This window comes from Leifsonia poae (genome assembly GCF_020009625.1).
Lineage (GTDB): Bacteria > Actinomycetota > Actinomycetes > Actinomycetales > Microbacteriaceae > Leifsonia > Leifsonia poae_A.
On the sequence record NZ_JAIHLP010000002.1, the window covers coordinates 2,563,637 to 2,582,054 of the forward strand.

The following is an 18,418-nucleotide window of genomic DNA, read 5'->3' on the forward strand; positions in this document are numbered from 1 at the left end:
TTGCGGCCATCATGAACAGCATGGATCCGGTCGCCACCATCGTCTGGATCGTGTCGTTCGTGCTCGTGACGGTCACGGTCACCGGTCTGTCGCGCCGGGCGGGCTGGTCGGCGCCTGTGGTGCTCGTGGTCGTGGGCGCGATCGTGTCGTTCATCCCGGGCATTCCGCATGTGGAGCTGGAACCCGAGCTCGTGCTCTACGGGCTGCTGCCGCCGCTACTTTTCGCGGCGGCCATCCAGACCTCGTTCGTGGATGTGCGGGCCCGCCGCGACGGCATCCTCCTGCTCTCGGTCGGCCTCGTCGCGTTCACCGTGATCGTCGTCGGCTTCGCCACGTGGCTGGTGGTGCCGGCGCTCTCGCTCGCCGCCGCGTTCGCCTTCGGGGCGGTGGTGGCGCCCACCGACACGGTGGCGGTCACGGCCATCGCCGGCCGGCTCAATCTGCCTCGGCGTCTCGTCACCGTGCTCGAGGGCGAGAGCCTGCTCAATGACGCGACCGCCCTCGTCGCCCTGAATGCCACGATCGCCGCGATCGTGAGCGTGGTCAATCCGTGGGCGATCGCCGGAGACTTCGTGCTCGCGGTCGTCGTGGGCGTCGCCGTCGGTCTTGCGATCGGTTTCGCGTTGGCGTTCATCCGCAAACAGCTGCGGGCGCCGGTGCTCGACACCTCCCTCGCGCTGATCACGCCCTACCTGGCGTTCATTCCCGCCCAGTTCTTGCACGGTTCCGGCATCCTCGCGGTCGTGGTCGCCGGGCTCTTCCTCGGTTACCGGTCGCCCACCATCCAGACCGCCGAGGCGCGCATCGCCGAGACCATCAACTGGCGCACGATCCAGTTCCTGCTCGAGAACGCGGTCTTCCTGTTCATCGGGCTGGAGCTCGCGGGCATCCTGAACGGGGCGTTCCGTTCCGGGATCACGGTGGGTCAGACCGTGCTGATCAGTGCGGTGGTGCTCGTCGCGCTGTTCCTCGCCCGGTTCGTGTGGATGATCCTCACGACCGCGATCTACCGATTCGGGCCCGAACGCCTGCGGGAGCGCGGCTGGAACTGGCCGACCGGCATCGCGGTCTCTTTCGCCGGCATCCGCGGCGTCGTCACCCTCGCCGCTGTCTTCCTGCTGCCGGCGGCGACACCGCACCGGGAGTTCCTGCAGTTCCTCGCGTTCGTGGTGGTGGTCGGCACCCTGCTCGAAGGCCTGGCGCTGCCGTGGATCATCCGCCGACTCCGGCTCCCTCCGCCCGACTTCGCCCAGGAGGCGAGTGAGATGCAGCGCCTGCTGGCCGAGGCGCAGACGGCCGGGCTCGGCCACCTCGAGACCCAGGTGACCGGTGACGAAGACGAGCGTGTCATCGAACGCCTGCGGATCAACGCGGTCTTCCTCTCCGATTCGCTCGAGAACCCGACGGGCGACGAGAACACCGATGTGCCCCTCGAATACCAGCGGCTGCGCCGGTCGATGATCAAAGCGGAGCGGGAGGCCGTGCTGACGGCGCGGTCGGAGGGGCGTTACCAGGAGGTCGCTGTGCGCTCCGTGCTCGCCTTCCTCGACGCGGAGGAGTCCGCCCTCAAGTCGTCCGGTCCGCGCAAACCGCTCACCTGAGGGCGCCGCTCAGGCGGGGATGTGCTTCGCGCAGAACACGTCGGCCTCGGCCACGCACATCACGAGCTGCTCCCGGCACGACGGGTCGGCGCAGTTGCGCATCCGGTTCGTCTCGGCGCCGCAGCGAACGCAGCGGCCGAGCACGGCCGCACGGTCGCTGAAGTCCATCGAACCGCGCCCATCGAAGACGTACAGCGAGCCCTCCCACAATCCGTCGTCGCCGAACGTCTCCCCATAGCGGGCGATGCCGCCGTCGAGCTGGTACACCTCCCCGAATCCTCGGGACTTCATCAGGCCGGAGAGCACTTCGCAGCGGATGCCGCCAGTGCAATAGGTCACGATCGGTCGGCCTTTGAGGTCGTCGTATCTGCCGCTGTCGAGTTCGGCCACGAAGTCGCGGGTGGTGGCGACGTCGGGCACCACCGCATCCCGGAACCGGCCGATCTCGGCCTCGAACCGATTGCGTCCGTCGAAGAAGACGATGTCGTCGCGCTCCTCCACCAGCGCGTGCAGCGCCGCGGGATCGAGCTTGATGCCGCCGCCGACGACGCCGGCCTCCGACACCTGGAGCTCGCCAGGGGCGCCGAAACTCACGATCTCGTCGCGCACCTTCACCGACAGTCGCGGGAAGTCGAGGCTGCGTCCGTTCTCGTCGAGACCCGTTCCTTCGCTCCACTTCACGTCGAGGTTCGTGAACGCGGGATAGTCCTTCGTCTTGCGCAGGTACCGTTTGAGCGCCGACAGCTCACCGCCGACGGTTCCGTTGAGGCCGTCGCGCGACAGTAGGATTCGACCCCGCAACCCCAGCGACTCGCACAGGTCGCGTTGCCACAGCCGCACCGCGTCCGGGTCGGCGAGCGGGGTGAACACGTAGTAGAGCAGGATCTTCGGAACGGCCACCGCCCCATGGTAGGTCAGCCAGTCTGTACGCTTTCTCCGGCAGCAGGGGCTGCTCGGTTTCCGGTCGTTCACCGAAATCGGGGATGCTAGAGGCGTAAAGTGCGGTTCGCGCAAGAAGGAGGTGGGTTCGTGAGCACCCTCGTGATCATCCCCACCTACAACGAGCGGGAGAACGTGGCCTCCATCGTGGCGAGGGTGCGCGCCTCCACTCCGGAGGTTGAGATCCTCGTCGTCGACGACAACTCACCCGATGGAACAGGTGCGATCGCCGACGCGCTCGCCGCGGAGGATCCGAACGTGCATGTGCTGCACCGACCGGGAAAGAACGGTCTCGGCGCGGCCTACCGCGACGGCATGCGCTGGGCGCTCGACGCCGGCTATGGGCGCATCGTGGAGATGGACGCCGACGGCTCCCACCGGCCGGAGCAGCTTCCGCGACTGCTCGGCGCTCTGCGCACCGAATCGGCGCAGCCCGGGTCGCCGGCGGCTTCCACCACCCCTGGCGGAGCGGATGTCGTGCTCGGTTCGCGCTGGGTCGCCGGCGGTGGCGTCGAGAACTGGCCGGCACGGCGTCGACTGCTCTCCCGCGGCGGCAGCGCGTACTCGCGGATCGCGCTCGGTGTTCCGGCCCGCGACGTGACCGGTGGGTATCGGGCGTTCACCGCGGACGCGCTGCGCCGCATCCATTTCGCCGATGTGGAGAGCCAGGGCTACTGCTTCCAGATCGACATGCTGCGCCGCGCGTACGCCGCCGGCCTCCTGGTCGCCGAGGTTCCGATCACGTTCGTCGAGCGTGAGCACGGTGCCTCCAAGATGACCGGCGGTATCGTCGCCGAGGCGATGCTGCGGGTCACGGGATGGGGCCTGACGGGCCTGCCGACGCGTTTCCGTCGTCGGGCGGCGCCGGTGGCGAGCCTCGAACAGCCCGTCGAGCCCTGAATTCGGGCTGCCGTCATCGGCCGGCAGGCGTAGCGTGGCGGCATGACCGCGATTGACCCGCTGGAGCGTTTCGGCGCCGTCCCCCTGTTCACCCTGACCAGCAACGATGTGGCTGACGACCGGCCGCTCGCCCGGGCCCAGTGGGGTGCCGGTGGTGGGGGCGGCGATGTCTCACCGCAGCTCGCCTGGAACGGTTTCCCGCCCGAGACCCGCAGCTTCGCCGTCACCATCCACGACCCGGATGCGCCGACCGGCTCCGGCTTCTGGCACTGGGCGGTCTACAACATCCCCGCCGACGTGACCGCGCTCGCCTCCGGCGCGGGCGCCGAGAGCGGGGCAGCGCTCCCGCGGGGAGCGGCGATGCTGTCGAACGAGCTGCGTTCGAAGAGCTTCACCGGCGCCGGCCCCCCTCCCGGAACCGGCACCCACCACTACTTCGTCGTTGTGCACGCCCTCGACGTGGAGCGACTGGACCTCGATCCCGAGTCGACGCCCGCGGTGCTCGGATTCAACGCCCATTTCCACACGCTCGCCCGGGCTGTTCTCGTGCCGATCGCCACCGCCGGCGACCTCGAGTAGCTCCTCGACGAGGGGCGGTGAGGGTAGGTTTGTTGTGTGATGCTCCACAACGTTCGTGTGCACCGAAGTGATGAGAACCTCTCCCGGCACGGCCAACTGGCCTGGGCACTGGCGGAGGTCGCGGCCGACCCTGTCGAGGTGACGGATGCGGTGGCCGAGATGGTGGTCAACCGCGTCATCGACAACGCGGCGGTCGCGGCGGCGTCGCTCACACGTCGCCCGGTAATATCGGCCCGCTCGCAGGCTGTCGCCCATCCGGTTCCCACTGCTCAGCTGGCCGAACTGACTGTATCGCGCGAGCATCCGCAGGACGGCTCGACCGTGTTCGGCGAGGCGCCGTCACTGCGAGTCAGCCCGGAGTGGGCGGCGTGGGCGAACGGCGTCGCCGTGCGTGAACTCGACTATCACGACACGTTCCTCGCGGCGGAGTACTCGCACCCGGGCGACAACATCCCGCCCGTGACCGCAGTTGCGCAGCACGCGGCAGGTGCTTTCGGCCTGACCGGGCGCGACCTCGTGCGCGGGATCGCGACCGGGTACGAGATCCAGATCGACCTGGCGAAGGCGATCAGCCTGCACGCGCACAAGATCGACCATGTCGCCCACCTCGGCCCGAGTGCCGCAGCGGGGATCGGAACCCTGCTCGGCCTGCCGGTCGAAACCATCTTCCAGGCGATCGGCCAGGCGCTGCACACCACGACGGCGACCCGTCAGTCCCGCAAGGGGGAGATCTCCAGCTGGAAGGCCCACGCCCCCGCGTTCGCCGGCAAGATGGCGGTCGAAGCGATCGACCGGGCGATGCGCGGCGAGACCAGCCCCACGCCGATCTACGAGGGGGAAGACGGCGTCATCGCCTGGCTGCTCGACGGACCGGACGCGAACTACGACGTCCCGCTGCCCGAGCGTGGCGAGGCGAAACGCGCGATCCTCGACAGCTACACCAAGGAGCATTCGGCCGAATACCAGGCGCAGGCCTGGATCGACCTCGCCCGCCGGCTGCACCGCGAGCATCCCGAGACCGCCGACCCGTCCCGGGTGCAGAGCATCCTCATCCGCACCTCTCACCACACGCACTACGTGATCGGTTCGGGGGCGAACGACCCGCAGAAGTACGACCCGACAGCCTCACGCGAGACCCTCGACCACTCGATCCCGTACATCTTCACCGTGGCGCTGCAGGACGGCGGCTGGAACCACGTCGGCTCCTATCTGCCCGAACGGGCGGCCCGGCCCGACACCGTCGAGCTGTGGGGCAAGGTCACCACCACCGAAGACCCGGAGTGGACCCGCCGCTACCATTCGCTCGACCCCGCGGAGCAGGCGTTCGGCGGCCGGGTCGAGATCCGGATGGCCGATGGTTCGGTGATCACCGACGAGATCGCGGTCGCCGACGCGCATCCGCTCGGCGCTCGCCCATTCGCCCGCGCCGACTACATCGCCAAGTTCCGGATGCTCGCCGCCGACGTTCTGGAGCCCGCCGAGATCGACCGCTTCCTCAACGTCGCCGAGCGGCTCCCCACCCTGACCGCCGCGGAGCTCGGCGGGCTCACCATCACGGCGAAGCCGGGGCTGTTGGCGTCGCTCCCGACCCCGAAGGGGCTCTTCTGATGCTCTACTCCTCAGTTCCGGCGCACGCGAAGCGGGCCGCCTTCCGAGCTCGCCTCGCCACCGGCGAGCTCGTCCGGATGCCCGGCGCCTTCAATCCGCTCTCCGCCCGCCTGATCGAACGCAAGGGCTTCGAGGGCGTCTACATCTCGGGGGCCGTGCTCAGCGCCGACCTCGGCCTGCCCGACATCGGGCTCACCACGCTCACCGAGGTCGCCGGCCGCTCCGCGCAGATCACCAGGATGACCGACCTCCCAGCCCTCGTCGACGCCGACACGGGTTTCGGCGAGCCGATGAACGTCGCCCGCACCGTGCAGACCCTCGAGGATGCGGGGGTCGCCGGTCTGCACATCGAAGACCAGGTCAACCCCAAGCGCTGCGGCCACCTCGACGGCAAACAGGTCGTCGACACGAGCACCGCGCTCAAACGCATCCGTGCCGCCGCCGATGCCCGCCGCGACCCGAACCTGCTCATCATGGCGCGCACCGACATCCGTGCCGTCGAGGGGCTCGACGCGGCCATCGACCGAGCCAAAGCACTCGTCGACGCCGGCGCCGACGCGGTCTTCCCCGAGGCGATGCGCGATCTCGGTGAGTTCGAGGCCGTCCGCAACGCCATCGACGTCCCGATGCTCGCCAACATGACCGAGTTCGGCAAAAGCGACCTCTTCACCGTCGATCAGCTGCGCGACGTGGGCGTGAACATCGTGATCTGGCCGGTCTCGTTGCTGCGCCTGGCCATGGGGGCCGCCGAGCGCGGCCTCGACCAGCTGCTCGACACAGGGACCCTCGAACCCAAGCTCGGCGAAATGCAGCATCGCGCAGACCTCTACGACCTGATTGACTACGAAGGCTACAACGCGTTCGACACGTCCGTCTTCAACTTCGAGGTCGGGCGCTGAGCCTGACCACCCACCGGAAGCAGTGCGATCCCTGCCAGCAGCGAAGGAGCAGCAATGACCGACCGTGAGATCCACAAGGGCCTCGCCGGTGTGGTGGTGGACACCACCTCCGTCTCCAGCGTCAACCCGGAGACGAACTCTCTGCTCTACCGGGGGTACCCGGTGCAGGAGCTCGCCACGCACTGCTCGTTCGAGGAGGTCGCTTTCCTGCTCTGGCACGGAGAGCTTCCCGCCGCCGACGAACTCGTCGCATTCGAGGCGCTCGAACGGTCGTTGCGGGTGCTCGACGCGCGCACCAGGCGTGCGATCGACGATGTGCCGGTCAGCGCGCATCCGATGGATGTGGTGCGAAGCGCGGTCAGCCAGCTCGGCGGTCTCGACGACACCCTCACACGGCCGAACGGTGTGCTCGACCCCGAGCTCAACGACGGACGCGCCCTCTACCTGCTCGCGCAGCTGCCCACGATCGTGGCCTACGACCAGCGTCGTCGTCACGGCCTGCCGGCAGTCGAACCGCGCGACGACCTCGACTATTCGAGGAACTTCCTCTGGATGACCTTCGGCGAGATCCCCGATGATGTCGTCGTCGACGCGTTCCGGGTCTCGCTGGTGTTGTATGCGGAGCACTCTTTCAACGCCTCGACGTTCACCGCCCGCGTCATCGCCTCCACCCTCTCCGACGTCTACTCCGCCGTCACCGGCGCGGTCGGTGCCCTCAAGGGACCTCTGCACGGCGGCGCCAACGAGGCCGTGATGCACGCCTTCGACGAGATCAAGACCGCCGACCGCGCCGAGGCGTGGCTCGACGAAGCCCTCGCCGCCAAGCGCAAGATCATGGGCTTCGGTCACCGGGTCTACAAGAACGGCGACTCCCGCGTGCCGACGATGAAAGCCGCCCTGGAGACGCTGGTCGAGCACTACGACCGTGCAGACATGCTCGACCTCTACAACGCGCTCGAGAAGGCGATGGGCGACCGCAAGAATATCAAGCCGAACCTCGACTACCCCTCCGGTCCCGCATACAATCTGATGGGATTCGACACCGAGACGTTCACACCGTTGTTCGCGGCCGCCCGTGTCGTCGGCTGGACGGCCCATGTCTTCGAGCAATATGCGGCCAACTCGCTCATCCGCCCGCTCTCCCGCTACATCGGCCCGGCCGAACGCCATCTCGCCGTGTCGCCCCGTTCCTGACCCCGTTCCCGTTCCTGACCCCGTTCTTGACCTGTTCCTGGTCCTGACCCCGTTCCCGTTCCTGTTTTCAGGATTCGGCGGCCAACACAGACCGTCTCATCCTGTATTCAGGACCGCACGGTCCCGCGTCGTCGATTCTTCCTGAGAACGGACGCACCGACACTGCGCGGCGGCTCCCGTGAACAGCCACACCCTCATCGCGACAGCAGCAATGCCTCACCCTGTCCGCCACCGCCGCACAGCGCGACGGCGGCCTTCCCCGACCCGCGCCGGGCCAGTTCGTGCGCGGCATGCACGGCGAGCCGGGCACCGGATGCGCCGATCGGATGCCCGAGTGCGATCGCGCCACCGTGGATGTTCACCCGCTCGGGGTCGAGCCCCAGGTCGGCCATCGACTGCAGTGCGACCGCAGCGAACGCCTCATTGATCTCGACGAGGTCGAGATCGTCCGTCGCCCACCCCGTCTTCGCCAGCGCCGCCGCGATCGCATTCGAGGGCTGCGAGTGCAAGGAGTTGTCCGGGCCGGCCACCTGACCGCTCGCTCCGACGACGGCCAGCCAGGTCAAGCCCAGCCGTTCCGCGTTCTCGCGGCTCGTGAGCACGAGGGCCGCGGCGCCGTCGCTCAGCGGTGACGAATTGCCGGCCGTCAGCGTGCCCCCCTCCGCGAAGCTGGGCCGCAGCCCGGCCAGGGTCTCGGGTGTCGACTCAGGACGCACCCCCTCATCCGCCGTCACCACGACCGGGTCGCCTTTGCGCTGCGGGATGCTGACCGGCGCCAGTTCCGCATCGAACGCCCCCGAGACCGCGGCGCGGCCGGCCCGTTGGTGCGAGGCGGCGGCGAACGCGTCCTGCGCTTCCCGCGTCAGCCCGAGCCGCTCGGTGTACTTCTCGGTCGAGGCTCCCATCGAGATCCCGTCGAAGGCGTCGGTCAGGCCGTCGTGGGCGGCGGAGTCGAGCGCGGTGATCGAGCCGTAGTTCCATCCCGTGCGCGAGCCGGGCAGCACATGCGGCGCGTTGGTCATCGATTCCTGACCGCCGGCCACCACCACCTCGGCCTCGCCGGCACGGATGAGCCGGGCCGCGTCGATCACCGCCGCCAGCCCGGAGAGGCACACCTTGTTGATCGTCACGGCCGGAACGTTCCAGCCGAGTCCGGCGGCGATCGCCGTCTGGCGCGCCGGATTCTGGCCCGCCCCCGCTTGCAGCACCTGCCCGAAGATCACGGCTTCCACCGCAGCGGGTTCGACCCCCGAATCGGCGAGGGCCTTCTTCAGGGCGACCGCGCCCAGGTCGACCGCGCTCAGCGACGCGAGAGCACCCTTGAGCTTTCCCTGGGGGGTGCGGGCGGCAGACAGGATGACAACGTCTCGTGGACCGTTCATGGCGACTCCTTCGTGGCCGTTCGGGCGGCTTGTGGCCGGGTTCCTTTCACCATCTCACACCCGGGGCTCCACGGCGACGGGCGCCTCCCGGATTGTCCACACCCCGGCGGTTCTCCACAGATCGGCCTGCGGCCGGCTCCGGGTTCCTCGGGTCTCCCTATCGTGGGGGCATGTCAGACCACGAAGAGGAGGAGCCCCTTGCGAACATCCCAGCCCACGATCGCCCGCGCGAACGGATGCGGCGCCTCGGAGTCGGCTCGCTCACCGACGACGAAGTGCTGGCACTCGTGCTCGGCTCCGGCCAACCGGGGCGCAGCGTCATCGCGTTCGCGCGGTCCATCCTCCGACGCACCGGCGGCTTCCCCGGCCTTGCGACGATGGACTACGCCCGGCTCGAGACCCTCCCCGGCATCGGGCCGGCGACCGCCGGGAAGCTGGTCGCGACCATCGAGATCTGGCGGCGGGCCGGAACCTCGTCCGCTTGGACGCGGCTGGTCGACCACGAAGCGATCGCGAAGATCGTCAAGCCCGAGCTTCTCCACCGCGACAATGAGCGGTTCGTCGTCGTCATCGCGGATCGCGCCTCTCGGCCGATCGAGATCGTGCTGCTCCGCGACGGCGGCGTCGACCAGGTCACGATCGAGCCGGCCGAGGTGCTCCAGGCCGTGCTCACCCGGGGTGGCCGGTCATTCGCGGTCGCGCACAACCATCCGAGCGGCATCCTCGACCCGAGCGTGGCCGACATCGCCGTCACCCGTCGTCTCGACCAGGCGGCGGTCACCATCGGCCTCCGGTTCCTCGGGCACATCCTCGTCGCCGGAGACGGCTGGGTCACCCTTCCCGCGCGCGGCTCTACGGCAGCAGGCGGGTCGGTCCGCGGAAGAGGTAGGTCGTCTCCCGCAGGTTCGACAGGTGCAGCATGAGCATCAGCACGCGGCCGAGACCCATGCCGAAACCACCGTGCGGCGGAACGCCGTAGCGGAAGAAGTCGAGGTAGAAACCGAGCTCGGCCGGGTCCAGACCCTTCTCGCGGGCCTGCGCCTCGAGGATTTCGACGCGATGCTCGCGCTGGGCTCCGGTCGAGATCTCGACGCCGTTGAAGATGAGGTCGTAGCTGTTGGTGATGCTCTCGTCGGCCGCGTTGCGCATGTGGTAGAACGGCCGGATGCTCGCGGCGTAGTCGGTGAGGAAGACGAATTCGTGGCCGAACGTCTCCTTCACATATGCGGAGATCTGTCGCTCGCCCTCCGGGTCCATGTCGTCATCGTGGCGCGGAACCTCGTAGCCGCGCTCCGCCACGATCCGCTTCGCCTCGGCGAGGGGGATGCGCGGGAACGGCGTCGACGGCACCTCGATGTCGACGTCGAACAGTGCCTTGATCTGCTCGCCGTGCTTCTCTTTCACGGCGGAGAATCCGGCAACGATCAGGTTCTCGTGCAGCGCCATCACGTCTTCGTGGCTGTCGATCCAGCTGATCTCTGTGTCGACGCTGGTGAACTCGGTGGCGTGACGGCTCGTGAAACTGGGGTCGGCGCGGAAGGCCGGACCGATCTCGAAGATCTTGCCGAAGCCGGCCGACTGGGCCATCTGCTTGAAGAACTGCGGGCTCTGCGAGAGGTACGCCTTGGTGTCGAAGTAGTCGACCTCGAACAGCTCTGCGCGCGACTCGCTCGCACTGGCCATGAGTTTCGGCGTGTGCAGCTCGATGAAGTCGTGGTTCACCCAGTACTCGCGCAGGGCGTGCTCGAATGTGGTCTGCACTCGGAAGATCAGGTTGTTCTTCGGCTCGCGCAGGTCGAGGAAGCGCCAATCCATGCGCTTGTCGATCCCGCTGTCGGCAGCGATCGGCGTCTCGGGGATGGCGGCCGTCTCCACGGTCAGCGTGCTGAGCTTGATCTCGATGCCGCCGAGCTTCACGCGCTCGTCGTGCTTGAGCTCGCCGGTGGCGGTCACGAAACTGCCCTGGGCGAGGCCCGAGATCGTGGTGGCCGGCTCATCGGCGACGACGACGCCGTCGGCGTCGACCGTGCGCGGATTCACCAACTGAACGGCACCGCTCTCGTCGCGCAGAACGACGAACTGCACCTTCTTCTGGTCGCGAACGGTCTCCACCCAGCCGGCGACGGTCACGGGGCCGTCGGGGGAGGCGGCCAGGTCTTTGATCAATACTCGTTCGGTCACGATCCACTAGCCTACCGTCCGCCCCTCCCGCCGGCGCGGGCCGTCGGGAAGCCGTCGACGGGGGCGCACAGTGAATTCAAGGCAAACCCCTCCGTAGACTGGGGTCGTGGTAGCAAGCCAAGTCCACCTCGTACGTCATGGCGAGGTGTTCAACCCCGACGGCATCCTGTACGGCAGGCTGCCGGGCTTCGGCCTCTCCAAGCTCGGGCACCGCATGGCGCAGTCCGCCGCCGACGACCTCGGCGCCCGCGGACGCACGATCGCTGCCCTCCGCGTGTCCCCGTTGCAGCGCACCCGCGAGTCGGCTGCTCCCGTCGCCCGGATGTTCGGCCTCGAGCCCCGCATCGACGACCGCATCATCGAGCCGACCAACCACTTCGAGGGCACCGTGATGGCACGGGCCCTCCGCAACCCGGTGAACTGGCCGTTCCTCGTCAACCCGGCACGGCCGAGCTGGGGCGAGCCGTACAGGAGCATCGAGGCGCGGATGCGCGCCGCGATCGACGATGCGTTCGACTCGGTCGACGAAGGCGACGTCGTCCTCGTCAGCCATCAGCTCCCGATCTGGGTCACCCACCTCTCGGTCGCCGGGGAGCGGTTCTGGCACGATCCGCGCAAGCGCCGGTGCGCGCTCTCCAGCATTACCACCTTCGAGCGCACGACGGTGCCGGCCGCGCAGCCGAACCCGGAGGCCGCCGCCGCAGAATCTTCTTCCTCCTCCATCGAGGTCCCTCAGAACGGAGCACCCCCCGTGCGCATCATCGAGGTCGGATACGTCGATCCGGCCGCCGCCCTGAACGCCACCGCCACCGATGTGGGGGCCGTGTGAAGCGTCGAATCCGCCTCCTCCTGTCTGCCGCCGCCCTCGCCGCCTCGGCGGGCCTCGTGCTCTCCGGCTGCACGACGGACAAGCTCGCCGAGCAGTACCGGTCGGGCTCCGGCCAGAACTACATCGCCGGCGACGGCACGGTCAGCGAGTTCGCCGTGAACAACCGCGGCGACGCGGTGACCTTCTCCGGCAAGACCGGCACCGGCGAGACGGTGTCGTCCATGCAGTATGCGGGCGACGTCCTCGTCGTGAACTTCTGGTACGCGGGATGCCCCCCGTGCCGTGTCGAGGCGCCTGAGCTCGAGAAGCTGTACAAGAAGTACCAAGCACAGGGCGTCGGATTCCTCGGAGTCAATCTGTACGACTCGGAAGCCACGTCGGCGAGCTTCGAGAACGAGAAGGGGATCACCTACCCGTCGGTCCTCGACCGCGACACCGGCTCCGTGCTCCTCGCGTTCAGCAAGACCGTTCCGCCGAAAGCGACGCCCACCACTCTGGTGATCGACAAGAAGGGGCGGGTCGCAGCCCGCATCCTCGGAGCGCTCCCCGACCCGAGCATCCTCGACACCCTTATCCACGACACGCTCGCCGAGACCGATTGAGGTGACCGGACTCGCCGACATCGTGTTCAGCGGCCAGCTTCTGCTGGCGCTGCCCATCGCCGTGCTCGCCGGTCTCGTCTCGTTCGCGTCGCCCTGTGTCCTGCCCCTGGTGCCGGGCTACCTGGCGTATGTCGGCGGGTTCAGTGAGCCGGGCGCCAAACGGGAACGGTCGAGGCTGCTCACCGGGGTCTCGCTCTTCATCCTCGGCTTCGCTGTCATCTTCGTCGCATACGGTGCGGCGTTCGGTGCGCTCGGCTCCTGGCTGTTCCGGTGGCAAGATCTGGTCATCCGCATCCTCGGCGTGTTCGTCATCGTGATGGGGCTCGTCTTCATCGGTCAGTTCTCGTTCCTGCAGCGCACCATCAAGCCCAGCTGGCGGCCGGCCACCGGGCTCATCGGCGCTCCTCTGCTCGGAATCGTGTTCGGCCTCGGCTGGACGCCGTGCATCGGCCCGACCCTCGGCGCCATCAGTGCGCTCAGCGTCGGTTCGGGATCGCCGTGGCGCGGCGCCCTGCTCGGGCTCTTCTACTGCATCGGCCTCGGGATCCCGTTCCTGCTCGTGGCGCTCGGCTTCGACTGGGTCGCCGGTTCGGTCGCGTTCCTCAAGCGGCACATCCGGCTGATCAATATCATCGGCGGCGTTCTGCTCGTCGTCATCGGCGTCTTGATGGCGACCGGACTCTGGAGTGACCTCATGTCCCGATTCTTGGCGGTGATCGTAGGCTTTGAGCCGGCCATCTGACCACATCGATTCCGCGCCACCGCGAGTCGACCCCGACGTCGTCCAGCCCAAGCTGGGCCCGATGGGTTGGCTGCGCTGGTTCTGGCGACAGCTCACGAGCATGCGCACGGCGCTGTTCCTGCTGTTGCTACTCGCGGTCGCCGCCGTGCCCGGTTCACTCGTGCCGCAGCGCAGTTCCGACCCGAACGGCGTTTCCAAGTACTTCGTCGACCACCCGGACATTGCCCCGTTCCTCGACAAGCTGCAGGCGTTCGACGTCTACACCTCGGTGTGGTTCTCGGCCATCTACCTGCTGCTGTTCGCCTCGCTCATCGGGTGCATCATCCCGCGCACCAAACATCACCTGGACGCGCTGCGGGCCAAGCCGCCACGAACCCCGGTGCGGCTGACCCGCATGGCGGGGTTCCAGGCGCGCCTGCTGCCCGCCGATCTGGCTCGAGATGCGCCGGAGCCGATCGCGGCCGCCCGCGACATCCTGCGCAAGAGCGGCTACCGCGTCGCGCTGTACGAAGACGCCCGATCGACGTCCGTCTCAGCGGAGCGCGGCTACCTGCGCGAGACCGGCAACCTGGTCTTCCACACCGCGCTGCTCGGCATCCTGCTCGCCATCGGGTTCGGCGGTGGCTTCGGGTTCACCGGGCAGAAGATCGTGGTGGAGGGGCAGAGCTTCGTCAACAGCCTCCCTTCCTACAACTCGTTCAACCCGGGGCGGTTCTTCTCCGATTCGTCGCTGCAACCGTTCTCGATCCGGGTCGACAGCCTCAAGGTGGCGTACGAGACGAAGAACAAGAATGCGCTCGGCGAACCGATCGACTACACGGCGAACGTGACGACGACCGGGCCAGGCGGCGCCACGGGAACGACGACGATCAAGGTGAACGAGCCCCTGGCCATCGGCGGCACCAACGTGTATCTGCTCGGTAACGGCTACGCCCCGACGATCACGGTGCGCGACCCGAAGGGTCACGTCGTCTTCACCGACTCGGTGCCGTTCATCCCGCAGGATTCGCAGCTCACCTCGCTCGGCTACATCAAAGTCCCGGACGGTCTCTCGCAGCAGCTCGGCATGATCGGCTTCTTCTATCCGACCGTCGGGAAGAGTCAGACGGCCGCCGGTGCTCTCACCTCCATCTATCCCGGCCTGCGAGATCCAGTGCTGAGTCTCAACGTCTGGGCCGGCGACCTCGGCGTCGACAGCGGCGTGCCGCAATCGGTCTACAGCCTGAACACCGACTCGCTCAAGCAGCTGGCAGGCCCGCCGACCAAGAAGGCCGCCCTCCAGGTGAAGCCCGGGCAGACGATCGAGCTCCCGAACGGGATGGGAACGCTCAGCTTCGACAACGTCAAGCGCTATGTCTCGCTCGACGTGCACCACGATCCCGCCCAGGTATGGGTGCTCGTGTTCGCGATCCTGATCCTCGCCGGCCTGCTCACCTCCCTGTTCGTGCCACGACGCCGCATCTGGGTCAAGTCCGTCGACAACGGCGACGGCTCCCACACGCTGGAGTACGCTGGCCTCGCCCGAGGCGAAGACCCCAACCTCATCGCCGCCGTCACCTCGGTCGCCGACGAGCATTCCGCCGTTCTCACCCGCATCCGAAACACTTAGGCTGGCATCGTGACCACAACTCTGGCTCAGCTCTCGACCGTGTTCATCTACGCGGCCATGGGCATTTACGCTCTCGCGTTCATCGCCTTCGCGATGGACCTCGCGCGGCGGGGGGCCCGCGCCACGGCCGAGGAGGCCGCCGTCGTTCCGAGTGCCGTCACCCGCAGGGCGGAGGCGGGCGCCCCGGCCTCGGCCGGAGTGACGACCATCACCACGGCGGAGGCGTCCGGCGGCTCCGAACGGAGCTCCGGCACCTCCACCCTCACCCGGCTCAGTGCCCGCATCAGCTCTCGGGTGGAGGACGAGGTCACGAACGGCGGTTCGGTCTCCGTCGCGATGCGCACCGCGTTCACGCTCACCATCATCGGCTTCACGTTCCACCTGGTCTCGACGGTGCTGCGCGGGGTCGCGGCCGATCGCGTCCCCTGGGCGAACATGTGGGAGTTCTCCATGACGGGCACGCTCGTCATCATCGGAGTCTTCCTCCTGGTGAATCTCCGGTTCGACGTGAAGTACCTCGGCACCTTCGTGCTCGGTCTCGTCTGCATCCTGTTGATGATCGCCACCGTGCGGTACTACGTTCCGGTCGTCCCCTTGCCGCCGGCCCTGCAGTCGTACTGGTTGGTCATCCACATCATGGTCGCCATCCTGGGAACGGCGTTCTTCGCACTCGGCTTCGCGCTGTCCGGTCTGCAGCTGCTGCAGGCGCGGCGCGAGCGGCAGGCCGAGGAGTCGAGGCCGCAGCAGTTCAAGTTCCTCGCCACCCTTCCGGGAACCAAGACACTGGAGAACCTCGCTTACCGGGTGAACATCATCGGCTTCATCTTCTGGACGTTCACGCTAATCGCCGGCGCGATCTGGGCCGAGAAGGCCTGGGGTCGGTATTGGGGCTGGGACACCAAGGAAGTCTGGACCTTCATCATCTGGGTGATCTATGCCGGATACATCCACGCGCGGGCCACCCGCGGCTGGCGCGGATCCCGTTCAGCGTGGCTCGCCGTCATCGGGTTCTCCGCGGTGATGTTCAACTTCGGCATCGTCAACGTGTTCTTCCACGGACTGCACTCGTACTCAGGCCTGTGATCCGTCGCAATCCGCTCCGCTCAACGCCCCCGATCCCGGGGGCGTTTTGCGTTGGTCCTGCGGGGCGAACGGGGCCACTGCCCCGTGATCACGCGGAAGTAGCCCCGCGACACGCCCGGGCTGCAGGCCGAATTTGCGAGCCCTCCAGGACCTGCGTAAAGTAATCACTTGTCACCCCAAAGGTGCGGAAAGCGGAAGAGCTTCCCGGCCTCAAGAGGGACCAAATCCTAAGCCTAACGGCACAATCTCAACTTGCTTGAGAGCGCCCGAAATGCTTAGGATATAAACCCCACTCACTGAGCAGGTCTAACCGACTCGGATCGTGTGAAACGGTTGCGTCCAGATAAGGACCGCCGCGATAACGCGAAACGGCCGACTTGACAAACTGACTGAGAGTGGTAAGGTAGAGAAGTTGCCCCAGAGAGACGGCCGGGAGGTCAGAAACTGGGAGCGTCCGATCCTTGAGAACTCAACAGCGTGCACAATGTCAAATGCCAAAAACCTCGACACTTAGCTTCGGCTAGGTAAGAGATTCCTTTGGAAACAGATTAAAACAACAAAGCAAGTCAGTAATGATTTGTTCTGTCAGTTTCAAACTTGCTGAGGTGTTCACCCATTCCGGTGGCCCGAAGCACTAGATGTGCCGCAGCGCTTGCGTTGCGTGCAATCAAACATTTACGGAGAGTTTGATCCTGGCTCAGGACGAACGCTGGCGGCGTGCTTAACACATGCAAGTCGAACGATGAACCCGGAGCTTGCTCTGGGGGATTAGTGGCGAACGGGTGAGTAACACGTGAGTAACCTGCCCTTGACTCTGGGATAACCTCCGGAAACGGAAGCTAATACCGGATACGACGTACGGAGGCATCTCCTGTACGTGGAAAGAACTTCGGTCAAGGATGGACTCGCGGCCTATCAGGTAGTTGGTGAGGTAACGGCCCACCAAGCCTACGACGGGTAGCCGGCCTGAGAGGGTGACCGGCCACACTGGGACTGAGACACGGCCCAGACTCCTACGGGAGGCAGCAGTGGGGAATATTGCACAATGGGCGCAAGCCTGATGCAGCAACGCCGCGTGAGGGACGACGGCCTTCGGGTTGTAAACCTCTTTTAGTAGGGAAGAAGCGAAAGTGACGGTACCTGCAGAAAAAGCACCGGCTAACTACGTGCCAGCAGCCGCGGTAATACGTAGGGTGCAAGCGTTGTCCGGAATTATTGGGCGTAAAGAGCTCGTAGGCGGTTTGTCGCGTCTGCTGTGAAATCCCGAGGCTCAACCTCGGGCCTGCAGTGGGTACGGGCAGACTAGAGTGCGGTAGGGGAGATTGGAATTCCTGGTGTAGCGGTGGAATGCGCAGATATCAGGAGGAACACCGATGGCGAAGGCAGATCTCTGGGCCGTAACTGACGCTGAGGAGCGAAAGCGTGGGGAGCGAACAGGATTAGATACCCTGGTAGTCCACGCCGTAAACGTTGGGAACTAGATGTGGGGACCATTCCACGGTCTCCGTGTCGCAGCTAACGCATTAAGTTCCCCGCCTGGGGAGTACGGCCGCAAGGCTAAAACTCAAAGGAATTGACGGGGGCCCGCACAAGCGGCGGAGCATGCGGATTAATTCGATGCAACGCGAAGAACCTTACCAAGACTTGACATATACGAGAACGGGCTAGAAATAGTCAACTCTTTGGACACTCGTAAACAGGTGGTGCATGGTTGTCGTCAGCTCGTGTCGTGAGATGTTGGGTTAAGTCCCGCAACGAGCGCAACCCTCGTTCTATGTTGCCAGCACGTAATGGTGGGAACTCATAGGAGACTGCCGGGGTCAACTCGGAGGAAGGTGGGGATGACGTCAAATCATCATGCCCCTTATGTCTTGGGCTTCACGCATGCTACAATGGCCGGTACAAAGGGCTGCAATACCGTAAGGTGGAGCGAATCCCAAAAAGCCGGTCTCAGTTCGGATTGAGGTCTGCAACTCGACCTCATGAAGTCGGAGTCGCTAGTAATCGCAGATCAGCAACGCTGCGGTGAATACGTTCCCGGGCCTTGTACACACCGCCCGTCAAGTCATGAAAGTCGGTAACACCCGAAGCCGGTGGCCTAACCCTTGTGGAAGGAGCCGTCGAAGGTGGGATCGGTGATTAGGACTAAGTCGTAACAAGGTAGCCGTACCGGAAGGTGCGGCTGGATCACCTCCTTTCTAAGGAGCATCTGGCACTCTTCGGAGTGTCCAGGCGCCAGATCGAGACACACGTTCTCGCTGGTAGCTCAT

The 18,418-nt window shown here is 66.4% G+C and carries 15 protein-coding genes and 1 rRNA gene; 13 read left to right on the top strand and 3 right to left on the bottom strand.

Going from position 1 to position 18,418, the window contains the following annotated elements; genetic code table 11:
• The first annotated feature begins 20 nt into the window (after positions 1-20).
• The gene (locus K5L49_RS13045; protein ID WP_223693356.1) at positions 21-1,601 is read left to right on the top strand and encodes a Na+/H+ antiporter; all 1,581 of its coding nucleotides are present in this window, start codon (positions 21-23) and stop codon (positions 1,599-1,601) included.
• 9 nt (positions 1,602-1,610) lie between these two features.
• Here K5L49_RS13045 and trhO read toward each other — a convergent pair whose 3' ends face one another.
• A complete protein-coding gene (trhO, locus tag K5L49_RS13050; RefSeq protein WP_223693358.1) occupies positions 1,611-2,501 on the bottom strand; it encodes an oxygen-dependent tRNA uridine(34) hydroxylase TrhO in 891 nt (296 codons plus the stop codon).
• A 129-nt stretch (positions 2,502-2,630) separates the two neighbouring features.
• On the opposite strand from trhO, the gene K5L49_RS13055 reads away from it, so the two are divergent.
• The 5 genes from K5L49_RS13055 to K5L49_RS13075 are packed head-to-tail and all read left to right on the top strand — an operon-like array spanning position 2,631 to position 7,720.
• A complete protein-coding gene (locus K5L49_RS13055; RefSeq protein ID WP_223693360.1) occupies positions 2,631-3,440 on the top strand; it encodes a polyprenol monophosphomannose synthase in 810 nt (269 codons plus the stop codon).
• A 42-nt stretch (positions 3,441-3,482) separates the two neighbouring features.
• A complete protein-coding gene (locus K5L49_RS13060) occupies positions 3,483-4,019 on the top strand; it encodes a YbhB/YbcL family Raf kinase inhibitor-like protein (protein ID WP_223693362.1) in 537 nt (178 codons plus the stop codon).
• 39 nt (positions 4,020-4,058) lie between these two features.
• Positions 4,059-5,627, top strand: coding sequence for an MmgE/PrpD family protein (locus K5L49_RS13065; protein WP_223695303.1), 1,569 nt, complete (start codon positions 4,059-4,061; stop codon positions 5,625-5,627).
• Entirely contained in the window at positions 5,627-6,526 is a 900-nt protein-coding gene (prpB, locus tag K5L49_RS13070) for a methylisocitrate lyase (RefSeq protein ID WP_223693364.1), read from the top strand. Before K5L49_RS13065 ends, prpB begins: the two co-directional genes overlap by 1 nt.
• Positions 6,527-6,580: 54 nt before the next feature.
• Positions 6,581-7,720, top strand: coding sequence for a bifunctional 2-methylcitrate synthase/citrate synthase (locus K5L49_RS13075; RefSeq protein ID WP_223693366.1), 1,140 nt, complete (start codon positions 6,581-6,583; stop codon positions 7,718-7,720).
• 194 nt (positions 7,721-7,914) lie between these two features.
• Here the strand turns inward: K5L49_RS13075 and K5L49_RS13080 are convergent, their stop codons facing one another.
• On the bottom strand, positions 7,915-9,102 hold the full coding sequence (locus K5L49_RS13080; protein WP_223693368.1) for an acetyl-CoA C-acetyltransferase: 1,188 nt from the start codon (positions 9,100-9,102) through the stop codon (positions 7,915-7,917).
• 170 nt (positions 9,103-9,272) lie between these two features.
• Here K5L49_RS13080 and K5L49_RS13085 point away from each other — a divergent pair, with 170 nt between their 5' ends.
• Positions 9,273-10,025, top strand: a complete 753-nt coding sequence (locus K5L49_RS13085) for a JAB domain-containing protein (protein ID WP_223693370.1) — start codon at positions 9,273-9,275, stop codon at positions 10,023-10,025.
• Here K5L49_RS13085 and aspS read toward each other — a convergent pair.
• On the bottom strand, positions 9,955-11,283 hold the full coding sequence (aspS, locus tag K5L49_RS13090) for an aspartate--tRNA(Asn) ligase (protein ID WP_223693372.1): 1,329 nt from the start codon (positions 11,281-11,283) through the stop codon (positions 9,955-9,957). The genes K5L49_RS13085 and aspS overlap by 71 nt on opposite strands.
• A gap of 106 nt (positions 11,284-11,389) precedes the next feature.
• On the opposite strand from aspS, the gene K5L49_RS13095 reads away from it, so the two are divergent.
• From K5L49_RS13095 to K5L49_RS13120, 6 genes are all read left to right on the top strand, one after another.
• Positions 11,390-12,112, top strand: a complete 723-nt coding sequence (locus K5L49_RS13095; RefSeq protein WP_223693373.1) for a histidine phosphatase family protein — start codon at positions 11,390-11,392, stop codon at positions 12,110-12,112.
• Entirely contained in the window at positions 12,109-12,714 is a 606-nt protein-coding gene (locus tag K5L49_RS13100) for a TlpA family protein disulfide reductase (RefSeq protein WP_223693375.1), read from the top strand. Before K5L49_RS13095 ends, K5L49_RS13100 begins: the two co-directional genes overlap by 4 nt.
• A gap of 1 nt (position 12,715) precedes the next feature.
• Positions 12,716-13,456, top strand: a complete 741-nt coding sequence (locus K5L49_RS13105; RefSeq protein ID WP_223693377.1) for a cytochrome c biogenesis CcdA family protein — start codon at positions 12,716-12,718, stop codon at positions 13,454-13,456.
• Between the two features lie 61 nt (positions 13,457-13,517).
• On the top strand, positions 13,518-15,065 hold the full coding sequence (resB, locus tag K5L49_RS13110; protein WP_374107687.1) for a cytochrome c biogenesis protein ResB: 1,548 nt from the start codon (positions 13,518-13,520) through the stop codon (positions 15,063-15,065).
• A 9-nt stretch (positions 15,066-15,074) separates the two neighbouring features.
• On the top strand, positions 15,075-16,148 hold the full coding sequence (ccsB, locus tag K5L49_RS13115; protein WP_223693380.1) for a c-type cytochrome biogenesis protein CcsB: 1,074 nt from the start codon (positions 15,075-15,077) through the stop codon (positions 16,146-16,148).
• A 674-nt stretch (positions 16,149-16,822) separates the two neighbouring features.
• Positions 16,823-18,346, top strand: a 16S ribosomal RNA gene (locus K5L49_RS13120).
• Positions 18,347-18,418 lie beyond the last annotated feature (72 nt).

Bases quoted from the DNA above. Each gene is read 5' to 3' on its own strand.
- K5L49_RS13045 (WP_223693356.1), top strand. From the start codon at position 21: ATGGATCCGGTCGCCACCATCGTCTGGATCGTGTCGTTCGTGCTCGTG.
- K5L49_RS13060 (WP_223693362.1), top strand. From the start codon at position 3,483: ATGACCGCGATTGACCCGCTGGAGCGTTTCGGCGCCGTCCCCCTGTTC.
- K5L49_RS13075 (WP_223693366.1), top strand. From the start codon at position 6,581: ATGACCGACCGTGAGATCCACAAGGGCCTCGCCGGTGTGGTGGTGGAC.
- resB (WP_374107687.1), top strand. From the start codon at position 13,518: ATGGGTTGGCTGCGCTGGTTCTGGCGACAGCTCACGAGCATGCGCACG.
- K5L49_RS13065 (WP_223695303.1), top strand. From the start codon at position 4,059: ATGCTCCACAACGTTCGTGTGCACCGAAGTGATGAGAACCTCTCCCGG.
- prpB (WP_223693364.1), top strand. From the start codon at position 5,627: ATGCTCTACTCCTCAGTTCCGGCGCACGCGAAGCGGGCCGCCTTCCGA.
- K5L49_RS13085 (WP_223693370.1), top strand. From the start codon at position 9,273: ATGTCAGACCACGAAGAGGAGGAGCCCCTTGCGAACATCCCAGCCCAC.
- K5L49_RS13080 (WP_223693368.1), bottom strand. From the start codon at position 9,102: ATGAACGGTCCACGAGACGTTGTCATCCTGTCTGCCGCCCGCACCCCC.